The following is a 19,916-nucleotide window of genomic DNA, read 5'->3' as shown; positions in this document are numbered from 1 at the left end:
CGCGTGCAGCTGCGTGCCGGCATGGAGCAGGCACGGCTGGCGGTGATGGCCTCAGTGCCCCAGCAGCTTCCGCAGCGTTTCCGCTTCCCCGGAGCTGACGGTGCCAATGAACCGTGCCAGGACTGCTTCACGGTCGGGAGCCGAGCCCAACACCTCGAGCATGAGTTCGGCTGTGTGGTCCTCACGGGTGGTCACTGCACGGTAGCGGTGCGGACGGGAGGAACGCTCGCGTTCGACGAGGCCCTTCTTTTCCAGGCGCGAAAGCACTGTCAGGACGGTTGTGACGGCCAGCGGGCGGGACTCGGTGGTGCCGTCACCGCCCGAGGGGCGCTGTGAAAGCAAATCGCGCAGGATGTTTGCCGTAATGGCTTCCTGATGTTCCCACAGCAGGTCCATGACCGCTCTTTCGAGATCTCCAAGCGTTGCCATAATTCATCCTTAGGTTCCTGCGGGCATCGAGCAATGTGGCCGATTGATCATTGCCACACAGCTAAATCTACACGGTTTGACAGCAATGTTCTACACGGGGTAGAACTAGAACTTCTACGTGATGTAGAAAGTAGTGGACAGCCTGCCGATTTTCGTGGACGAGGGGTATCAAGTGGAAGCTCTGGACATAGCCAGATGGCAGTTCGGAATAGTGACGGTTTATCACTTCCTGATGGTGCCGCTCACCATTGGTCTCGGCACGCTGGTGGCGATTCTGCAGACGCGGTGGCACAAGACAGGCAACGAAGCGTATCTGCGCATGACCAAGTTCTGGGGCAAGCTGTTCCTGATCAACTTCATCATGGGCGTGGCCACGGGCATCGTCCAGGAGTTCCAGTTCGGCATGGCCTGGAGCGAGTACAGCCGCTTTGTCGGGGACGTCTTTGGCGCCCCGCTGGCCATGGAATCACTGCTGGCATTCTTTGTCGAATCAACGTTCCTGGGGCTGTGGATTTTTGGCTGGAAGAAACTGCCCGCCAAGATTCACCTCGCCTGCATCTGGATTGCCGTGTGCGGCTCCATCGTCTCCGCCTACTTCATTCTCGTGGCCAACTCCTGGATGCAGCATCCCGTCGGCGTTGAAATGCTCGACGGGCGCCCCGTCATGGTCGACGCCTGGGCCGTGTTCACGAACAACACCGCCATCATTGCGTTCGTCCACACCCTCACCGGGGCGCTGGCTGTCGCCGGCGGATTCCTGCTCGGCATCGCCTGGTACCACCTGTGGAGGCGCCGCAAGGACGGCATCGACACCGTGGACGCCAAGGGCCGTGTCGTGGTGGGAGACTCCGCAACCATCCCCGGCCGCGACAAGAAGGACCACGAGGTCTGGATCAAGTCCCTGCGCATCGGGGCTGTCGTGGCCATGATCGCCTTTGCCGGTGCCGCCGTCTCCGGAGACGTGCAGACGAAGCTCATGTTTGAGCAGCAGCCCATGAAGATGGCAGCCGCCGAAGCAGCCTGCCACGACGGCACCGGCTTCTCCATCCTCTCCGTCGGCGATGTCGGTGCACAGGACTGTTCCGACGTCGTGGCCGTCATGGAAGTGCCGGGCCTGCTCTCCTTCCTGGCCCACGGTGACTTCACCACCGACATCAAGGGCGTGAACACCCTGGTGCCCGAATACCAGGCCAAGTACGGCACCCACCTGCCCGACGACCCCATGTACGGCTCACGCGCCGGGCAGGAAATCAACTACGTCCCGATCATGCCCGTCACCTACTGGGGCTTCCGGATGATGATCGGCTTCGGCGGGGTCGCCGCCATGGCCGCAGCTGTTGCCCTCTGGCTGACCAGGAAGGGCACGGTGCCGCGGTCCAAGGGCCTGATGCGCCTTGCGCTGATCGGCATCCTGGCCCCCTTCGGCGCCAACGCGGCCGGCTGGATCTTCACCGAGATGGGCCGCCAGCCGTTCGTTGTGGCACCCAACCCGGCCATGTCCGGCGTCGACCAGGTCTTCCTGTTCACGGCGGCCGGGGTCTCCCCGGGCGTCTCTGCCGGTGAGATGATCTTCTCCCTCGCGGCCCTGGGAACCGTGTATGCGGTGCTGCTGGTGGTGGAAGTTTCCCTGCTGTCCAAGTACATCCGCGGCGGGGTGGTCTCGGCCATGCCTGAGCTCGACCAGACGAATCCTGAAAACCATGCCGGCAAGGACGACGGCGACAACGGCCCGGGCGGGGAGGCGGACGACGATGTACTCGCGTTTGCCTACTGACCACGGCGCAGGCCGCCCTGCCGCCCACCGTGTCCCGCCCCTGACGAGCTGCCGGAACTAAAGGACTAACAATGGATTTTCTGCCTACTTTATGGTTCATTCTCATTGCTGTGTTGTGGACCGGCTATCTCTTTCTTGAGGGCTTCGACCTCGGCGTCGGCATGCTCATGAAGACGTTCGCCCGCGACGAAAAGGAACGCCGGCTGCTGCTGAACACCGTAGGTCCGGTGTGGGACGGCAACGAGGTGTGGCTGATCACGGCCGGCGCCGCCACCTTTGCCGCCTTCCCGTTTTGGTACGCCTCACTTTTCTCCGCCCTGTACATCCCGCTCGTCTTCGTGCTGCTGGCCCTGATCTTCCGCGCCGTGGCCTTTGAATATCGCGGCAAGATCCACAACGACACCTGGCGCACCGTGTGGGACTGGGCCATCGCGGTGGGTTCCTTCGTTGCGGCCTTCGGCATTGGCGCCATGCTCGCACTGACCACCACCGGGCTGCCGCTGAACGAGAACGGCGACCGCGTGGGCGGCCCCTTCGCCTGGTTCACCTGGTACGCGGTGCTGGGCGGGCTGGCGGTGGTTGGTTTTGCCTTGATCCAGGCCGCCGCGTTCGTGGCACTGAAGACCGACGGCGACATCCGCCACCGCTCCCGCCGCCTGGTCGGGCGCTGGATGCCGCTGGGCCTGGCGCCGATGGCTGTCTGGGCCATCGCTGTCGCCTTGCCCAACGGCAAGTGGTTCAGCTGGGTGTTGATCGCCGCCGCTGTCGTTGCTGCAATCGCCGCCTGGGCAGCCAACCGTGCCGGCCGCGAAGGCTTCAGCTTCCTGGCGATGGGAGGGTTCCTGCTGGCCGGCAGTGCCGCGATCTTCAGCACGGTCTTCCCTGTTGTCCTGCCCTCGACCCTGGATCCGATCTGGAACCTGACAGTGGCAAACGCCTCGTCGTCAAGCTACACGCTGGGCTTGATGTCAATTGTGGCCGCCGTGGGGCTGCCGCTGGTCCTGGCCTACCAGGCGTGGACCTATTGGATCTTCCGCAAGCGGATCAGTGTGGCGCACCTGCCCGAACCGATCGACTTTGCACCGGCCGTCGGGACGGGACAGGCGGGCACTGATGCGCCCGGCCGCCGCGACAAGTCCGCAGCGACGGGCGGCGGCGCCTAACATGAGCCCCCGCCCCGCACTGCCCGAAGGCAGGTCAACACGCCTGGCCCTGGCCGGCTTGGGCGGCCTTGCCGCCGTCAAGGCCGTTGCCCTGGTCCTGCTCATGGGTGCACTCGCCCATGCCCTGGGCCAGTGGGCTGCGGGCGCAGCCCTTGACCCGGTCAAATTGCTGGTGCAGGGGACTGTGGGTGCGGGGCTCATGGCTGCAGCCGTATGGGGCCAGTCCGTCCTGGCCCGCAGGGCAGCCCTTGGCACCAAGGAGGAACTGCGCGGCCGGCTCGTGGCCCATCGGCTCGACCGCCGCCCCGGGCAAGCCGCCGGCGGTGTCGGCGCCGAGTCGATGCTGGCCAGCCGCGGCCTCGACGGGCTCGACAACTACTTCAGCACCTATCTGCCTGCCCTGGTCACCTGTGCTGTGCTGCCGCTCATGGTGGGCCTGCAAATCCTGATCTCCGACTGGGTCAGCGCCCTGATCGTGGTCTTGACGGTGCCGCTGGTGCCCGTCTTCATGATCTTGATTGGCTTCCACACACAGGAACGCGTTGAGCTGGCCGCACGGGGACTGGACAGGCTGTCCAACCACCTGCTGGAACTGGCCCGCGGACTGCCAGTCCTGGTGGGGCTGCGCCGGGCAGCGGCCCAGCGCAAGGCCCTCTCCGATGTGTGCGAGGCCTACCGCAAATCCACCATGGCAACCCTCCGCACAGCGTTCCTGTCCTCCATGGCCCTGGAACTCATCAGCACCATTTCGGTGGCAGTGGTTGCCGTGTTCATCGGCGTCAGGCTGGTTTCCGGCGACATGGCCCTGGAAGCCGGACTGCTCGCCCTGATGCTGGCACCTGAATGCTTCAGGCCCCTGCGCGACGTCGGCGCTGCGCACCACGGCAGCGAAGATGGCGTGGAGGCCCTGCGCCGCGTCAACGAGATCATTGGCACCGGCACAGAACATGGCGTCGGCACCAGCGCCGAAAACGGCGCCGGAACCGGGAGCGCAACCGGCACCGAGTACGGGAGCACCGAGAGCGGCTCCGCCGTGCTGGTCGCGGACCGGCTGACCGTCACCTATCCAGGGCGCAGCGTGGCCGCCGTTGACGGTTTCAGTGCCAGGCTCGCCCCGGGTGAAGCCCTCGTGCTTGCCACTGCCAGCGGCACGGGAAAATCCACCATTCTTGCCGCCGTTGCCGGTACACTGCCAGCCGCAGATGAGGGTTCGGCCGCGATCGTCAGCGGAAAGCTGCAGCTGCGTGCGTCCGATGCCCTGGTGTTTGTTTCACAGCATCCGGCCTTCACGGAGGACACTGTGCTCGCCGAGACGGCCCTGTACGCCGCCGGGCCCCAGGGGCTCGACGTCGACACCAATACGCTCATGACTGCCCTGGCCAGCGTCAATGCGGCACACCTTGCCGGGCGCACAGTGGTGGACTGCAGCCCCGGCGAACTTCGCCGGGTGGCAGTGGCCCGCGCCCTGGCCCGCATTGCCGCGGACCCTGCCGTCGAGCTGGCGCTCTTCGATGAACCCACGGCGCATCTCGACGCTGTTTCGGCCCAGGCCGTCCGCCTTGCACTGGGCAGTCTGCGGGGGAGCGTGGCGGTGGTCGTGGCAACGCACGATACCCAGCTGGCAGCGATACTCGGGGCACCAGCACCAGCAGCAACAGCGGTGGAGTCCGGCAGGGAACACGAGGCGGCTGCTCCCGGCGTTCCCGGGGAAGGCGCCTTCGCAGCAGAAGGGCCTGCACTGGCCACCTCCACGATTTCCACGTCCACCGAAGCTGCGTCGACGGAAACGGCGCCATGGGAGGGCGCACTGCCCAAACTTTCCTGGCGCCACCTCAAGCAGCTGCCCCTCCGGTCACCCCGTTTTGCAGCCGGCGTGCTCGTCTCCTCCCTCGCCACGCTCAGCGCCGCGGCGCTGAGCGGCATCTCCGGCTGGCTCATTGTGTGGGCGGCCGACCAGCCGCCCATCCTGTACCTGATGACCTTGATCGTGGGTGTGCGTGCGTTCGGGATTGGCCGCTCGGTGCTGCGCTACTGCGAACGCCTGCTGACCCACGACGCCGTCTTCAGGTGGGCGGCCGAACTGCGCCTGAAACTGTGGGACTCACTGGGGTCGTCGGTTGTGCATTGGGGCAAGCTGACCCGCTCGGGCGGCGCCCTCGGCACACTCGTTGCCGACGTGGACGAGCTGCGCGATGCCGTTCCGCGCGCCGTCGTCCCCATCCCCGCGGCCATCCTCTCCTACGGTGCAGTCCTGGCCACCATGTTCCTGCTGGTTCCCGAGGTTGCCGGCATCGTCATCGTCCTGGGCGTGCTGGGCCTGATTGTGCTGCCGCTGGTGGTGCTTGCCGCCCAACGCCGCGCCTCAGCCGCGGCAGCCGCCCACCGGGTCTGGCTCGCCGGCCGGGTGACGACACTGTTTGCGGCAGCCGGCCAGCTCGGGGCCAACGGGGTGGGCCGCGGCCAAGCGGCGCGCTTCAGCGCCGAAGACGCCACAGTGGCCAAGCCGCTGCGCCGGCTGGCCTGGGCCGACGGCTTGGGCCAGGGCGCCGTGACACTGCTGACGTCGCTGGCGGCAATTGCTGTGGCTGTCACCGCCATCGGTGCCGGAGTCGATCCGCGTGCGGCCGCCGTCGCGGCGCTGCTCATGCTGGCCCTGTCGGAACCACTGGGCCAGTTCGTTGAGGCCGTTTCGGCGCTGCCCGCCTTGGCCGCCATGATGCAGCACACCCTGCCGCTGCTCGACGCCCCGGCCACGGTGCTGGAAACACGCACCCAAACCACCGCTTCGACACAAGCGGAGGCAACTCCGCTGACAGGCATCGCCGTCGAGGGCATCACCGCCCGATACCCAGGCATGGCCAAACCGGTGTTCAGCAATGTCACCGGCGGCACGGAGCGCGGCAAATGGTGGACGGTCGGCGGACCCTCCGGTGCAGGAAAGTCCACACTGCTGGCTGTCCTGCTCGGATTCCTGCGCCCGGAGCGCGGCACCTACCTGCTGAACGGGCAGCCCGCCACGGCAGACACGCTGGACCGCATCGCCTGGTGCCCGCAGGACTCCTACCTCTTCAATTCCACCGTGCGAGCCAATCTCGCCATCGCCCAGCCTGCCGGGAACCCGCCCTCCACAGCCGAACTGGAACAGGCCCTGGCCACTGTTGGCCTGGGGCCGTGGCTGGAGGAACTGCCGCTGGGCCTGGACACCCGCGTCGGCCCGGGCGGGCACCACCTGTCCGGCGGGCAGCGGACCCGCATGTCGGTGGCCCGGACGCTGGTGGCCGGTGCCGACGTCGTGCTTCTTGACGAACCAACAGCCCACCTGGGCGGGGACGAGGCAGCCCGGCTCATCCAGGACCTGCGCGGGGCGCTGTCGGAGACCGCCGTCGTCCTTGTCACGCACGACGACGAACTTGCCGCGGGCGGCGACACCCGGCTTCGGCTGGGGGAGGCAGGGCTGGAAGCTGCGGCGGCGCGGCTTTAGGCTTGGGGGATGACAGAAACACGCAGCCCGGACACCCCGCCGCCCGCAACCGCGCTCCCAAACGCCGCCTTCCCCAGCGCTGACGGGCTGGTGTTCCGGCCGCTGGCTGCCGCGGATGTGGAGGGGTGGCTTGAGCTGGTCGTGCGCATTGCGGGCTTTGAAAAGGCGCCCTGGCATGCGCAGCGCTCCGAGCTGGAGGCAGCATTCTGTGATGCCGTGAACCCGGTGGCGGACGATTCCGTGGCCGGCGTGGACGCCGGCGGTGTTCTGCGCGCCTTCGGGCGTGTCGTGAAGAATCCCGGCGGAGACAAGGCCTACGTGCTGGGCGGGGTGGATCCGGCATGGCAGCGGCGCGGCGTGGGATCAGCCGTCTTGGCATGGCAGGAAGCCCGGGCCGCGGAACGATTCGCGGCTGACGGACAGCCGGGGGCGAAGGCCCGGAACTATGTGGAGGAAGACAATCCGGCATTGCAGGCCCTGTTGGCAAGGGCCGGGTACTCCGTGGTGCGGTACTTCTCAGAGATGCTGCGCCCGCTTGTGGACGCCCCGGCAGTGCCGGTTCCTGACGGGATCTCCATTGTGCCGTGGACGCCTGAACTGAACGAGGCAGCCAGGCTGGCCCACAACGAGGCGTTTGCCGACCATTGGGGTTCCGAGCCCCGCACCCCCGAACAGTGGGCCGTCCAGACGGTCCACGAACACCTGCGCCTGGATCTGTCGGCCGTCGCGATTGACGATGCCAGCGGCGGCGTTGCCGGGTATCAACTGGCCACAGTCGATCCCGGCGTGGAGGCCCGGCACGGCCGCCGCGAAGGCTACACCGAACTGCTGGGCGTGCGCCGGGCGTGGCGCGGCCGCGGCATCGCACCTGCCCTCCTTGCCGACGCCATGGCGAGGTTTGCTGCGGACGGACTGGACCACGCCGCACTGGATGTGGACACGGAAAATCCAAGCGGCGCCCTGGGACTGTACGCACACATGGGGTACCGTCCCCAACGCCAAAGCATGGCATGGGACAAGCTGCTGTAGAGGCTGCCGGCAAGTTTTAGGGCCGGGCAGGAGCCGGAAATCTTGTCCAAATGCGGGCGCGGGGCTGTTGTGGTCATTCGAGCCTGGCCGGCCAGCATCGAATGACCACAACAGCCCCGCGAGCCTTGAAAAATGACCGCAAGGCCGGCGCGCGATTGCGAACCGGCTGCCACCGGTTGGTGCTGGAGCCGCTCCTAGGCGTTGACGTCGTGCAGGTGGTGGACGACGTCGTGCATGAAATATCCGGTGAGGGTCACCACTGTGAATGCCGAGCCGTTGCTGCGCAAGCCGCGGCGACCCCACTGATCGCCGGTGACCGCCCCGAACGCGGCAGCGGCATCAAGGCCGTTTTGCACCAGGTCCCGGGCGACATCGTCGGGGTCAAGCGTGGAGTAGTTGCCGTCAAGGGCGGCCTGGTCCTGGTCCCAATCCGGAAATGTGGGGTTGTCCTCACTGAGCATGAGTTCCAGCCGGGACGTAAACACGCTAAAGAGCTCGCTGACATGTGCCCCGTATTCCAGCACTGACCAGGTGTCGGGACTGGTGCGGTCCTCAACATTGGCCCGACGCAAGGCCGACTGCCACCTCGGCAGGACGGCGGGCAGCATGGTCGCCGCGGTGGCAGGTGTTGCCTTGGAAGCGTTGAATCCACACTCCGGGCACGCCCGGTCAAGAACCCAGGTCCAGTCTTTGTCATCAGGAACGATCGCCATGGGGCCAGTCTATGCTCAAGAACCGGGCAGCAAATGCCTGTTGCGGGAGTGGCCGGAACGACGGGTCCAAGGGCCCCGACCGGGGACTAATCCAGGGGCAGCTCGAACGCTTCCTGGGTGCTGTCCGGGATGGGAGCCGGGTCGCTGGCGGGGGCAGCAGGTGCCCGGCGCGGCTTCGCGGGTGCGTTGGCCGGGGCAGTTGCCGGCGCCGCGGCCGCGCCGTCGGCCGTGGCAGCCCCGGTGCCGCCCACAGTGGTGCCGCCCAGGCTCGGCCCCACCAGGTCGATCGTGGCACTGAGTGCCACGCCCGAACCGTCCCGGTTGCCGTGTTCCACAGGCAGTGCCCGCACAGCACCCGCGCGCGTGGACGACTTGGCGGGGCCGTGTCCGGCCCACGCCACAAAGAGCCTGTCTTCACCCTTGAGGAAGCGGTGCGCCCGCACGCCGCCGGTGGCCCTGCCCTTGGCGGGGTACTCAGCAAGTGCTGTGACCTTCGCGGAGCCCGACGGCGTGCCCGGCAGGGCCTCCTGCCCGCCGGCCACGGTGACCACGACTGCGTCAGTGTCGGTGGGGGAGACCACGCCAAAGGACAGCACGGTGTCGCCCGCGCCCAGCTTGATGCCGGCCATGCCGCCGGCCGTGCGGCCCTGCGGACGGACAACGGCGGCACTGTACCGCAGCAATTGGGCGCCCTGGGTGATGAACACAAGATCGTCGTCGTCCGTGGCAACACCGGCACCAACCACGTAATCCTTGGGTTTGAGAGAGATGAATTCCCAATCGTCGCGGTTCAGCGGGTAGTCGGGGGTGACGCGTTTGACGACACCGGACGCCGTTCCCACCGCGAAGATGCTGTTTAACGGCACGAAGGCCACCAATGATTCGCCCTTGGTGAGCGTGATGAAGTCCTTCGCGCCCACTCCGCCGGACAGGTTGGGCAGGGCGGCCGTGGGTGGCAGGACCGGCATGTCCACGACCAACAACCGGAGCATCCGGCCCAGCGACGTCAGGGCACCGATTTCTGCCCGGGCAGTGGTTTTCAGCACCGAGGAGAAGACATCATGCTTGCTCCGCCCGCCCGATTCAACCAACGGATCAGCCGTGCTGGTGCGGGCAATCTGCCCCGTGGCGCTCAGCAGCACCCAACACGGATCATCGGCAATTTCCAGGGCCAGCGGGGCGGCCTTTCCGGCCTTCCCGCCGAGGCCGGCGGCCAGTGCCTTGGCCACTGAGGGCGCCATGGCCTCGGATTCCAGCAGCACCGTCCGGCGGGGTGTGGCGTATTTGGCTGCCACCTCACCCATCTCATCGGACACCAGCTGGTGCAGCAATTCCTCGGAACCCAGGATGGCCTCGAGCGCGGCGATCTCGCGGCGCAGCTCATCCCGTTCGGTTTCCAGCTCAACCATGGAGAAACGGGTCAGGCGGCGCAGCTGCAGGTCAAGGATGTAGTTGGTCTGGATCTCTGACAGGTCATAGATGGCCATGAGCCGTTCCCGGGCCGCGGCAACCTCGTCCGAGGTCCTGATGATCTGGATGACCTCATCGATGTCCACAATGGCGATGAGCATGCCCTCGACCAGGTGCAGGCGGTCCTGCTTCTTCCCCAGCCGGAAGGCGGTGCGGCGCCTGACCACGTCGATGCGGTGGCTGACAAAGACCTGCAGCAGCGCCAGCAAACCGAGAGTCTGCGGCTGCCCGTCCACAAGGCAGACGTTGTTGATGCCGAAGGATTCCTCGAGCGGGGTGTATCGGTAGAGCTGTTCCATGACGGCGGCCGGGTTGAAGCCGTTCTTGAGCTCAATGACCAGGCGCAAGCCGTTTTTGCGGTCGGAGAGGTCAATGAAGTCGGCGACACCGGCAACCTTGTTGTTGTTGCGGGCGTCCTTGAGTTTTTCCTGCACCTTTTCCGGACCCACCAGATAAGGCAGTTCGGTGACGACCAGGCCCACGCGGCGCGGGGAAAGCTGTTCGACGGCGATCTTGGCCCGCGTCTTGAAGGAACCGCGCCCGTTGGCGTACGCGTCCCGGATGCCCTGCAGGCCCACGATGCGGCCGCCCGAAGGCAGGTCCGGTCCGGGAACATACGCCATGATGTCTTCGAGCGTGGCCTCGGGGTTCGCGATCAAGTGTTGGGCGGCGGCAATGACCTCGCCGAGGTTGTGCGGTGCCATGTTGGTGGCCATGCCCACCGCGATGCCGCTGGCACCGTTGACCAGAAGGTTCGGGTAGGCGGCTGGCAGCACCGATGGCTGCAGCATCTGGTTGTCATAGTTGGGGACAAAGTCCACCACGTTTTCATCCAGGTTCCCCGTCAGCTCCAGGGCGGCAGCAGCCAGGCGCGCCTCGGTGTAGCGGGGGGCTGCGGGGCCGTCGTCGAGCGAACCAAAGTTCCCGTGCCCGTCAATGAGCGGCAGGCGCAGGGTCCAGTCCTGTGCCATGCGCACCATCGTGTCGTAGATGGCAGTGTCGCCGTGCGGGTGCAGCTTGCCCATGACCTCGCCCACCACACGGGCGCTCTTGACGTGCCCCTTGTCCGGGCGCAGCCCCATCTCGCTCATCATGTACAGGATGCGCCGCTGTACGGGCTTGAGCCCGTCGCGGGCATCAGGGAGCGCCCGGGAGTAAATCACCGAGTAGGCGTACTCCAGGAAGGAGCCTTCCATCTCACTTGAAACATCAATGTCAACGATGTTTTCAACGAAGTCGTCGGCTGCGGGAGCTTGGCGCTTGGCCATGATCGAGGCGGTTCCTTTTCTGCACGGGGGTGTTGCGGGCTGGCATGCACGCTCAAAGGCGGATCATGTCGGTACAGTGATTCTATGGTGAAGCCAGAGTCTGCGCCCGAATATCCGGCCCATTGGGAAGCCGATGTTGTCCTCCGGGACGGCGGAACCGGGCATTTGCGCCCTATGACCGCCGCAGATGCGGACGCTGTGCAGGCATTTCACATGGCGCAATCGCAAAATTCCATCTATCTGCGCTTCTTTACGTACAAATCCAAGCTCACTGACAAGGAGCTGCGGCGTTTCACCGAACTTGACTACAGCAACCGTGTGGCATTTGTCATAACCCGCGGCGGTGCCATCATTGGGATTGGCCGCTACGACAGGCTTGACGACCCGGCCGAGGCCGAGGTTGCCTTCAACGTCTCCGACGCCAACCAGGGCCGCGGACTTGGCTCCATCCTCCTGGAACACCTGGCCGCGGCCGCCAGGGAGAACGGCATCGACAAGTTCTCGGCCGAGGTCCTGCCCGAGAACCGCAAGATGATCACGGTTTTCTCGGAAGCCGGGTACGAGGTGCACAGGCACTTTGACGACGGTGTCATCTCCCTGCACTTTGACATTGACCCGACGGAGAAGTCCCGCGCCGTCATGGAGTCGCGCGAGCACCGTGCCGAGGCCCGCAGCGTGGCCGGCCTGGTCGCCCCGGCCTCGGTGGCCGTGATTGGTGCCAGCAGGGAGTGGGGGAGCGTGGGCCAGCAGCTGCTGGAACACGTGGTGGAAGGCTCGTTCACCGGCACCATCTACGCCGTCAACCAGGATGCCCTGGAAGTGTCCGGGATGCTGCCCTACGCCAGCATTTCGGAGGTTCCCGGGCCTGTTGACCTGGCCGTCATCGCGGTCCCCTACAACCAGGTGCCAGCCGTGGTTGAACAGTGCGGGAAGGCCGGAGTGAAGGGCCTGGTGGTTGCCACGGCAGGTTTTGCGGACGACGGCGAAGCCGGCCTTGCGAGGCAGCGCGCCCTGGTGCGCCAGGCCCGGGCAAACGGCATGCGGCTGGTGGGCCCGGCGTCGTTGGGCCTGGCCAACACCGACCCGGCAGTGTCCCTGAACGCTTCCATGGCCCCGGCCCTGCCGCGCCCGGGCGGGCTGGGCATCTTTACCCAGTCCGCAGCCTTGGGGGTGTCGTTGTTTGCCTCGATGACCCGGCGCGACCTTGGCATGTCAACGGTGCTTTCGGCCGGAAACCGGGCGGATGTTTCAGGCAATGACATGATGCAGTTTTGGGAGGACGACCCCAACACCACAGCCTGTGCCCTGTACCTGGAATCCATCGGCAATCCGCGCAAGTTCTCCCGCATCTCCCGGCGGCTGGCCCGCAGCAAACCAGTCATCGTGGCGAAGTCGGACTCCATGGGCCTGCGGCTGCCGCCAGGGCACGTTGTGCGCACAACCCAGGCCCCGGCCGGGGCGCTTGATGCGATGCTGCGCCAGTCCGGCGTCGTGCGGGTAGGCACCATTGAACAGCTTTCCGACGTGGCCCAGATCGTTGTGGGACAGCCGCTGCCGCAGGGCCCGGGGCTTGCCATCATCGGAAATTCCGCCGCCATGGGCAGCGTTGTTGCCGATGCCACCGAAGAGTACGGGCTCACTGTTAAGGCCGTCGAGTCAACCCTCATGCTTGACATCGGCCAGTCAAGGGCGCTCCCGCTGCTTCGGCGCACGGTGCTCGAAACGCTGGGGCGGGACGGGGTGGACTCGGCGATTGTCACGCTTATGCCCGTCATCGGGCTGACGGTTGAAAGCATTGCCACGACGCTGCAGGCCTGTTCGGAGGAAGCAGGGAAGCCCGTCATTGCCGTATTCTCCGGCATTTTCGACCCGCGGATCCAGGTCAACCGGCAAATGGCGGGCTCCCTCCCGGCCTTTTCAAGCCCCGGGGCGGCCATTTCTGCCCTGGCCGCCGTGACCCGCTACGCGCACTGGTTGACACTTGAGTCTCCCGTCTTTGAGCCCCCGGCGGGCGTCAATCCGCAGGCGGTGGAAACCCTGCTGGACAGCTGGCTGGAGGATGTGGTGGGCGACGGGCTCGTCACGCTCAGCGCCGCACAGGCCAGGGAGCTGTTGGGCCACTATGGCATCGGCGTCATGGAATCCGTGCCCTTTGGCAGCGAGAACGAGGCCGTGGCGGCGGCAGAACGGCTGGGCTGGCCCGTGGCCATCAAGACCACCGACCCGAGCCTGCGGCACCGGCTGGATTTGGGCGGTGTGCGCATCAACATTGAAAACGCTGACTCCCTGCGGCGCAACATTGTCCAGATGCGCAAGTACCTCAAACCGTATGGTGACAAGGAACTGGAGGTCCAGTCCATGGCCGAGGTTGGCCAGTCGTGCACCTTGCGGGCCATTGAGGACCCGCTGCTGGGGCCCGTGGTTTCCTTTGGCCTGTCGGGCGATGCCGTGAACCTGCTCGATGACTGGGCGCACAGGGTGCCGCCGCTGTCGGTGGCCGACACGGCCGAGCTGGTGCGTTCACCGCGGGCCGCGGTCAAGCTCTTTGGCTACGAGGGCCTGCCAGCCGGGAACGTGGCGGCGTTGGAGGACCTCGTGGCCAGGGTGGCCATGCTCAAGGACGAACACCCCGAGGTGGCATTCCTGGAATTCAAGCCGATCCTGGTGGGCCCCACAGCCGTGACAGTGCTTGCCGTGGACCTGCGCATCGGCAACCCGGCCCAGCGCACCGACAGTGCGCGGCGGGCCATGATTTCCTAGACAAGTTGATCGAGGTGCAACTGAGGGCCTCGATGGCTGTCTCCAGTTGCAACACGGGACCTTCGATCATGTCGTGTTCCTGCAACAGGTTCCTGGTCACGGGGAACAACTACGGGTGGGATTTTTCAGGCAGCGGGAACACCGAGCTGACTTCGGCAAGGTGGTGGCCGTTCAGGAAGCCGCAAAAACGTCGGCAATGCGAGGTGCACTTCGCGGAGTTCTGCACCCCAGATGAGGGCCCGATGTTGTTCATTTGACGTTGAGATGGGTGGTCCACCCTTGACTGCGGCGCCTCCATGCCCGGTGCAAACCACCAACGGCACGCGACGATGGATCCACGCTGGCAGTACGGGGACGGGTCCCGGCGGGTCCTGTGCCGTGACCGACTCCACCTGAGCGGTGGTGGAGACCCGTGGCGAAGGCAGGAACGGCGTTTGAGACTCCCCACGCATTTTCCCGGGACTCCACAGGTTCAGGCCTTGTCCCTTGTCGACGTGGCCCTCACGGGGAACATCCCGCATGTCGTGTCACGCCCGGTATGACAGTGAGGCACCCCCAGTTCGCAACGGTGGCGGCAAAGTGCGAAAATGGTGTACATGAACAGCTTAGGAGCCGGCAGCCCGGCCAACACCCAGGGCCGTGATTTGGAATCCGCACTCCAGCGCTCGGGTTTTTATCCCCGCCTTGTCGCCGATGTGGTCAATGATGCCCTGGACGGCCAGGAGAGCCTTTCCCACCTGGTGCACCTGGAGACCCACTTTGACCGCACAGAGGTCCAGCGGCACATCACGGTGCTGGTGCTGACGGCCGAGATGCTTGTCATCGCGCACGTTGACGATCACCAGCTGGATGAGTCGGGGGAGCAGATGGTGGCACAGGTGTCGACCGAATCGGTGCCCGTCAGCCAGATCAAGTCAGTGGTGCTCAGCTACATCTACGCCCAGCCCCAGGACTACAAGCCCTCTGACCCGGCCCGTGAGCTCACCTTGTCCATCGCCTGGTCCGGCGGACAGCGTGTGGAGATGGGTCCGGCGTCGTGCGGGGATCCGGAGTGCGACGCCGACCATGGCTACTCGGGAACCATCGCCCAGGAAGACATCGCGCTGCGCATCAGCGCGGAAGCCGAAGGCCTGCAGGCAGTCATTGACGCCAAGGCCTTCGCCCGTGCCCTGCGCGCAGCCAACACGGGCACAATTTCCACCGGCCATGCCGAGCTGGGCGCCACCAAGTTCCCCGCCTTCGGGGCACGGTTGGGCCGCTCACATCACCGCCGCTAACGCTGTGGCAGGTGCCGCGCCGTCAGCACTTCCGGCCGCCGCGCTGGACGGGCAGCCGCCACTGCCGGCGGCTCCCGCCTACGGCAAGTCAAGCATCGGCGATGTGCTCAGCAGTGCGGCGGCCGTGCTGGGGTCCGACGGCTTTGAAAATGTCCTGAACCTGCCGGCTGCCCAGCGTATTTGTGTGGTGCTGGTCGACGGTTTGGGCAAGTCGCTGCTGAAGCAACGTTCGGCACACACCCCCTTCCTGCGGTCGGTCATGGCTGCGGACGGCACAGGTGTACACCCCCGCACACTGCATGCAGCCTTCCCCAGCACCACGGCGACGTCCCTGACTGCGTTGGGCACGGGCACGGTTCCCGGCCAGCACGGCATGGTTGGCTACGACGTGCTGGATCCGCGGCAGGACAAGGTGGTGAACCTGCTGGGCAATTGGGACGGCGGCGTTGACCCGCTGCTGTGGCAGCCGTTCCCCACGGTTTTTGAGCGGCTCGGGACTGCCGTACCGGCAACAACCGTGAGCCTGCCGCGGTTTGCCGACTCGGCCATGACGCGTGCAGCGCTGCGCGGCAGCAACTTCCGGGGCGCGGTGTCCCCGCATGCACGCGTGGAGGAGGCAGTGGCTGCCCTTGAAGCCACGCCCAAGGCGCTTGTGTATCTGTACTGGAGCGAACTGGACAAGGCGGGGCACGCCCATGGCGCCGACTCCGCACAGTGGGAGCACCAATTGGAGGAGCTGGACGCCGGCATGAAACGTCTTGCCGCCACGGCTCCCGCAAACACCTTGATCCTGCTCACCGCCGACCACGGCATGGTCGATGTGCCGCGTTCGGCCCGAATCGACTACTCAGTGTTCCCGGAGCTGGTCGCAGGAGTCAGGCATACCGCCGGCGAACCACGCATGGTGCACCTGTACCTGGAACCCGGCGCCACCGCCGAAACCCGCCAACAACTGGTCGCAGCATGGCTGGAGCGTTTCGGCAGGCAGGCCTGGGTGCTGACCCGTGAACAAGCGGTGGCGGCAGGATACTTTGGTGACGTCAGCGATTCCGTCAGTGCCCGGATCGGCGACGTGTTGGTGCTGGCCAGGGAATTGATAGCGTTTTATGACCTGCGCCGCGTGCGACCGCAAGCCATGGATGTGGTTGGCCAGCACGGCTCCATCACCAAGGCAGAACGGGAAGTTCCGCTGCTGCGGATCCCCGTGACGCCCAAAAAGTCCAAGGGTCGGCGCCGCTAGCCTGCCGGCGTGCGCGTAAAATGCCCCCTGCGTTGCTTGTCGGCAAGCAACGCAGGGGGCATTTTACGGGGCTAGTCGCCCTTGGTGCCAAACACTATTTCATCCCAGCTCGGAACGCTTGAGCGCTTGGGTTTGCCGGCGGCCTTGCGTTCAAGCCGTGCCGCAACCTCGCTGTCGCTGGGTCCGTCTTCATCGGGATTGCTGCTGCTTCCGGCCGGCTCCTGAACCTGTTCGCCGGCTGGCTCCGGGGTGGTCTCAAGGCGGGCAGCTGCAGGGCGCAAAGCCGTCGCCGGCTCTCCCGACAGGACGACCTCCCGGGTTTCCGAGCTGACCTCGGCCACGCTGTCGACCTTGTCCACGCTGAGGTCGTCGTGGTCCGCAAGGCTGGGCGCCAATTTCAGGAAGGGGATGCCACGCAGGCGTTCCCTCGCACCTGAGGCGCCGGACTTGTGGGTATCCGACCGGTGGTTGTCACTGTTGTGGCGGCCGCTGTTTTGCTCGTCATCGTTGGGGGTGCCGGTGTCTGTGCCGCTGTCTGTGTCGCCGTCGTCGGGGACAGGCTCCGCCTGGGCGCCGTAGAGTGCTTCATCGCGGGGATGGGCGCCGGGCACATGCGTGCCGAGCATGGCTGCAAGTTCGTCGTCGCCGTCTTCATCCAGCCCCAATCGCACGCCACGGCGTGAGCGGAGCATGTCAAGGATGCCACGGCCGGGGAAGCTTTCCTCGGCCGGAGCCGGGTCTGCGGCAGCGTCGCCCTCAGCGGCTGGCTGCTCGTCAGGATCGGCCTGCGCCAAGGCCGCCTCGGCATCAACGTCGAAGGGTTTGTCCATGACGGCGCTGAGCCGCCGTTCCGGAACGGGGCTGTCCAATGGCTCCAGCTCACTGAGCTGCTGGGCCCAGCGGTTGGCATTGTGCAGGTCCTTGCGGCTTGCATGGAAACGCCACAGCGCCGGGGCAGGCTCGCCAATGCTGCTGGCGGCCCACTGGGTGCCGGGTTCAAAATCCGCACTGATCGTCCAGGCGCCGGCCTGTTCGCGCCAGGCGTCCCAGCGCAGTGACTTGGGATCAATGCCAAAGGCGGCCAGGCGGTGCCCGACCATGTCGTCAAGGGTTGCCGGGCTGTCGCCAAAGGCTGACTTGTAGCCGTCGCTGTGCGGCGAGGCGGCAGCGACCTCAACTTTTCGGGCCTGCCCGGCGATGTATTCACGCTCAGCAAGAACGGGGCCTTCGTAGCGCCGGACCTGCTCGAGTGTCAGTCCCGACTGCTCGGAAACATCCGCTGCGCTGGATCCGGCCCGGATCATTGCCTGAATTTCCCGTGGGGACATCCGGGTGCCCATTTGTTGGGCTGTCCTGGTCGAGCGGTGGGCAGTCTTGCCAACCGCCGTGCGCAGCGCCTCATCAAGGGGAAGCCGGTAATTGGTGCCATCGGGACCACTGAGAAGCAAGTGTCCGCCGTCGTCTTGGACACCCACAAGCCGCAGATCAGCCATGCCGTCCTCCCAATAGTTCTTCTGGTTCACTTCGAAACTTTGCCACCGATGCGGGCGATTTCCTACTACCCGCGCAGGCGTGGCGTGAGAAGGCTTGGAAAATAGTGCTTTCCACCCACCAGCTGCCGGGGCTTCAACGCTAGCACCCCGGCGCCGCGGATATGCCCGCGGGCCGCCAAGCCGCCACCCGGCAGCCGATGCCGAGGGCGGAGACTTAAGCCAGCTGCGAACTCCGGCATCACTTTGCGGTTGTGACTTGTTTTCGACTTTATGGTGTTGGCAGTATCTAGTGTCTGCCGCACAGGGCAGCGAATTTAAGGAAGTAACAATGACTACCGGCTACCACCGGCCGCGGACGGCCCACGCACCTTCGGGACACGGCCTTACGGGGCACACGAACGCAGCCGTCAAGAATGCTGTGGTTGATCTCACCGAGATCGACCTTGCAGAAGGCCATGAACTCCCCGGGGGCGAATTGCCTCCCGACGAGCTGGCAATGGAAATCCTGGCGGAACAAGCCAACGAATTCACCTGCAGCTCATGTTTCCTCGTCAGGCACCGCTCACAGCTGGTGCGGGAAAAGGATGGCTTGAGCTTCTGCCGGGACTGCGAAGGCTGACCGGCAGGGCATCATTCAGACGGTCAATCAGGCTTCGGGGGCAGGGTCCCCGGGGACTGATTCACCGTGGAGGCCGCCGCCAAGCGCTGCGGCCAGGTGTTCCGGGTGGCGTGAGGACGTGAGCCAATAGGGTGTCCTGTCGGAGGGATCGGTGATTTCGATCCTGACAACGGGCTTGATCCAACCGCGAATGCACAGGTACGCCAGGCCGTTGAGCTTGGTGCCGCGTTGGGCGGTTGCGTCGTCGCCGAGATAATACGTCACCTCGCCGACATGCTGGCGTTCAATCTGAGCCCGGCCAACCTGAAGCGTGTCGGCGGTGACGGCAATGGTGGGCGTGGAGGCAATCAAAAGCACTGCCTGGCCGATGAACAGGACAAAGAAGGCGATAAATCCGGCGGTGGGGCTGATCGGGATGAAGATCAGAATTCCTGCTGCGGAGAGGCCGAGCACAATCACCCATCCCCAAAAATTGGGCCAGAGCTTCTCGGTGTAGTTGGCCGTCGAGGGGGACACTGCGCTCTGCGGCGATTGTGATGACATGGCCCAAGCTTTTCACCTTTTGCCCAGCTTTTCACCTTGGGTGCTTCAAGGGACCGCGCGGGGCCCCGCCGGGTTCGCGATAGAGTGGGCTGTTGTGAGCCAACAGACTTTTCCAACAGTTCCCGCAAATCAACTCCCGGAGCCCGGAGCCCCAACACTGAGCGTGCAACTGCGCATGCTCGATGACGGGATCGAACCGCCCAGCTACGCGCATCCAGGTGACGCCGGCGCAGACCTGCGCACACGCATCGATGTTGCGCTGGCCCCGGGGGAGCGCGCACTCGTCCCCACAGGTGTCAGCATTGCACTGCCTTTTGGGTTCGTCGCCTTGATCCACCCGCGCTCGGGCCTGGCCACCAAGCAGGGGCTGACAATTGTCAACAGCCCCGGCACGGTTGACGCAGGATACCGGGGCGAGCTTTCAGTGACGCTGCTCAACACCGACTCCCGCCATTCCATCTCCCTCTCGCGGGGCGATAGAATTGCACAAATGGTGATTCAGCGCGTCGAAACGGCTGAATTCGTTGAGGTGGATGAACTCCCTGATTCGGTGCGCGGCACCGGCGGGTTCGGATCCACCGGCGGATTTTCCCCGGCATCACACGGCGAAGCCGCACCGGGGCACAGCAACGCTTGACAGCCGTCCCAACATCTACC

At 65.6% G+C, this 19,916-nt stretch carries 14 protein-coding genes; 9 read left to right on the top strand and 5 right to left on the bottom strand.

What is annotated here, in order from left to right; translation table 11 throughout:
- Nucleotides 1-51 precede the first annotated feature (51 nt).
- Nucleotides 52-429 (bottom strand): BlaI/MecI/CopY family transcriptional regulator, encoded by a 378-nt coding sequence (locus AC1L6K_RS14875; protein WP_480949628.1) that lies wholly within the window; start codon nt 427-429, stop codon nt 52-54.
- A gap of 172 nt (nt 430-601) precedes the next feature.
- Here AC1L6K_RS14875 and AC1L6K_RS14870 point away from each other — a divergent pair, with 172 nt between their 5' ends.
- The 4 genes from AC1L6K_RS14870 to AC1L6K_RS14855 all read left to right on the top strand — a co-directional run bounded on the left by AC1L6K_RS14870 (nt 602) and on the right by AC1L6K_RS14855 (nt 7,876).
- Nucleotides 602-2,203, top strand: coding sequence for a cytochrome ubiquinol oxidase subunit I (locus AC1L6K_RS14870; RefSeq protein ID WP_480949627.1), 1,602 nt, complete (start codon nt 602-604; stop codon nt 2,201-2,203).
- Nucleotides 2,204-2,274: 71 nt separating this feature from the next.
- Nucleotides 2,275-3,366 (top strand): cytochrome d ubiquinol oxidase subunit II, encoded by a 1,092-nt coding sequence (gene cydB, locus AC1L6K_RS14865; RefSeq protein WP_480949626.1) that lies wholly within the window; start codon nt 2,275-2,277, stop codon nt 3,364-3,366.
- A 1-nt stretch (nt 3,367) separates the two neighbouring features.
- Nucleotides 3,368-6,847 (top strand): thiol reductant ABC exporter subunit CydC, encoded by a 3,480-nt coding sequence (gene cydC, locus AC1L6K_RS14860; protein WP_480949625.1) that lies wholly within the window; start codon nt 3,368-3,370, stop codon nt 6,845-6,847.
- A gap of 9 nt (nt 6,848-6,856) precedes the next feature.
- On the top strand, nt 6,857-7,876 hold the full coding sequence (locus tag AC1L6K_RS14855) for a GNAT family N-acetyltransferase (protein ID WP_480949624.1): 1,020 nt from the start codon (nt 6,857-6,859) through the stop codon (nt 7,874-7,876).
- A gap of 194 nt (nt 7,877-8,070) precedes the next feature.
- On the opposite strand, the gene AC1L6K_RS14850 is transcribed toward AC1L6K_RS14855, so the two are convergent.
- Nucleotides 8,071-8,589: a DinB family protein gene (locus tag AC1L6K_RS14850; protein ID WP_480949623.1), complete on the bottom strand. Its 519-nt coding sequence runs from the start codon at nt 8,587-8,589 to the stop codon at nt 8,071-8,073.
- 86 nt (nt 8,590-8,675) lie between these two features.
- On the bottom strand, nt 8,676-11,327 hold the full coding sequence (locus tag AC1L6K_RS14845; protein WP_480949622.1) for a DNA gyrase/topoisomerase IV subunit A: 2,652 nt from the start codon (nt 11,325-11,327) through the stop codon (nt 8,676-8,678).
- Nucleotides 11,328-11,411: 84 nt separating this feature from the next.
- Here AC1L6K_RS14845 and AC1L6K_RS14840 point away from each other — a divergent pair, with 84 nt between their 5' ends.
- From AC1L6K_RS14840 to AC1L6K_RS14830, 3 genes are all read left to right on the top strand, one after another.
- Nucleotides 11,412-14,087, top strand: a complete 2,676-nt coding sequence (locus AC1L6K_RS14840) for a bifunctional acetate--CoA ligase family protein/GNAT family N-acetyltransferase (RefSeq protein WP_480949621.1) — start codon at nt 11,412-11,414, stop codon at nt 14,085-14,087.
- Nucleotides 14,088-14,674: 587 nt separating this feature from the next.
- Nucleotides 14,675-15,364 (top strand): DUF5998 family protein, encoded by a 690-nt coding sequence (locus tag AC1L6K_RS14835; protein WP_480949620.1) that lies wholly within the window; start codon nt 14,675-14,677, stop codon nt 15,362-15,364.
- Nucleotides 15,365-15,368: 4 nt separating this feature from the next.
- Complete coding sequence (locus AC1L6K_RS14830) at nt 15,369-16,604, top strand: alkaline phosphatase family protein (RefSeq protein WP_480949619.1); 1,236 nt, start codon at nt 15,369-15,371, stop codon at nt 16,602-16,604.
- Between the two features lie 71 nt (nt 16,605-16,675).
- On the opposite strand, the gene sepH is transcribed toward AC1L6K_RS14830, so the two are convergent.
- Nucleotides 16,676-18,127, bottom strand: coding sequence for a septation protein SepH (sepH, locus tag AC1L6K_RS14825; RefSeq protein ID WP_480949618.1), 1,452 nt, complete (start codon nt 18,125-18,127; stop codon nt 16,676-16,678).
- Between the two features lie 298 nt (nt 18,128-18,425).
- Between sepH and AC1L6K_RS14820 the strand changes: the two genes are divergently transcribed.
- Nucleotides 18,426-18,716: a DUF4193 family protein gene (locus AC1L6K_RS14820; RefSeq protein ID WP_480949617.1), complete on the top strand. Its 291-nt coding sequence runs from the start codon at nt 18,426-18,428 to the stop codon at nt 18,714-18,716.
- A 27-nt stretch (nt 18,717-18,743) separates the two neighbouring features.
- On the opposite strand, the gene AC1L6K_RS14815 is transcribed toward AC1L6K_RS14820, so the two are convergent.
- Nucleotides 18,744-19,259 carry a DUF3093 domain-containing protein gene (locus tag AC1L6K_RS14815; protein WP_480949616.1) on the bottom strand — a complete coding sequence of 172 codons (516 nt, stop codon included), beginning with the start codon at nt 19,257-19,259 and terminating at the stop codon, nt 18,744-18,746.
- Nucleotides 19,260-19,353: 94 nt separating this feature from the next.
- Here AC1L6K_RS14815 and dut point away from each other — a divergent pair, with 94 nt between their 5' ends.
- Entirely contained in the window at nt 19,354-19,896 is a 543-nt protein-coding gene (dut, locus tag AC1L6K_RS14810; protein ID WP_480949615.1) for a dUTP diphosphatase, read from the top strand.
- Nucleotides 19,897-19,916 lie beyond the last annotated feature (20 nt).

It is taken from the genome of Specibacter sp. BI4 (assembly GCF_056680095.1).
This window is presented reverse-complemented; position numbering and strand designations above follow the sequence as displayed.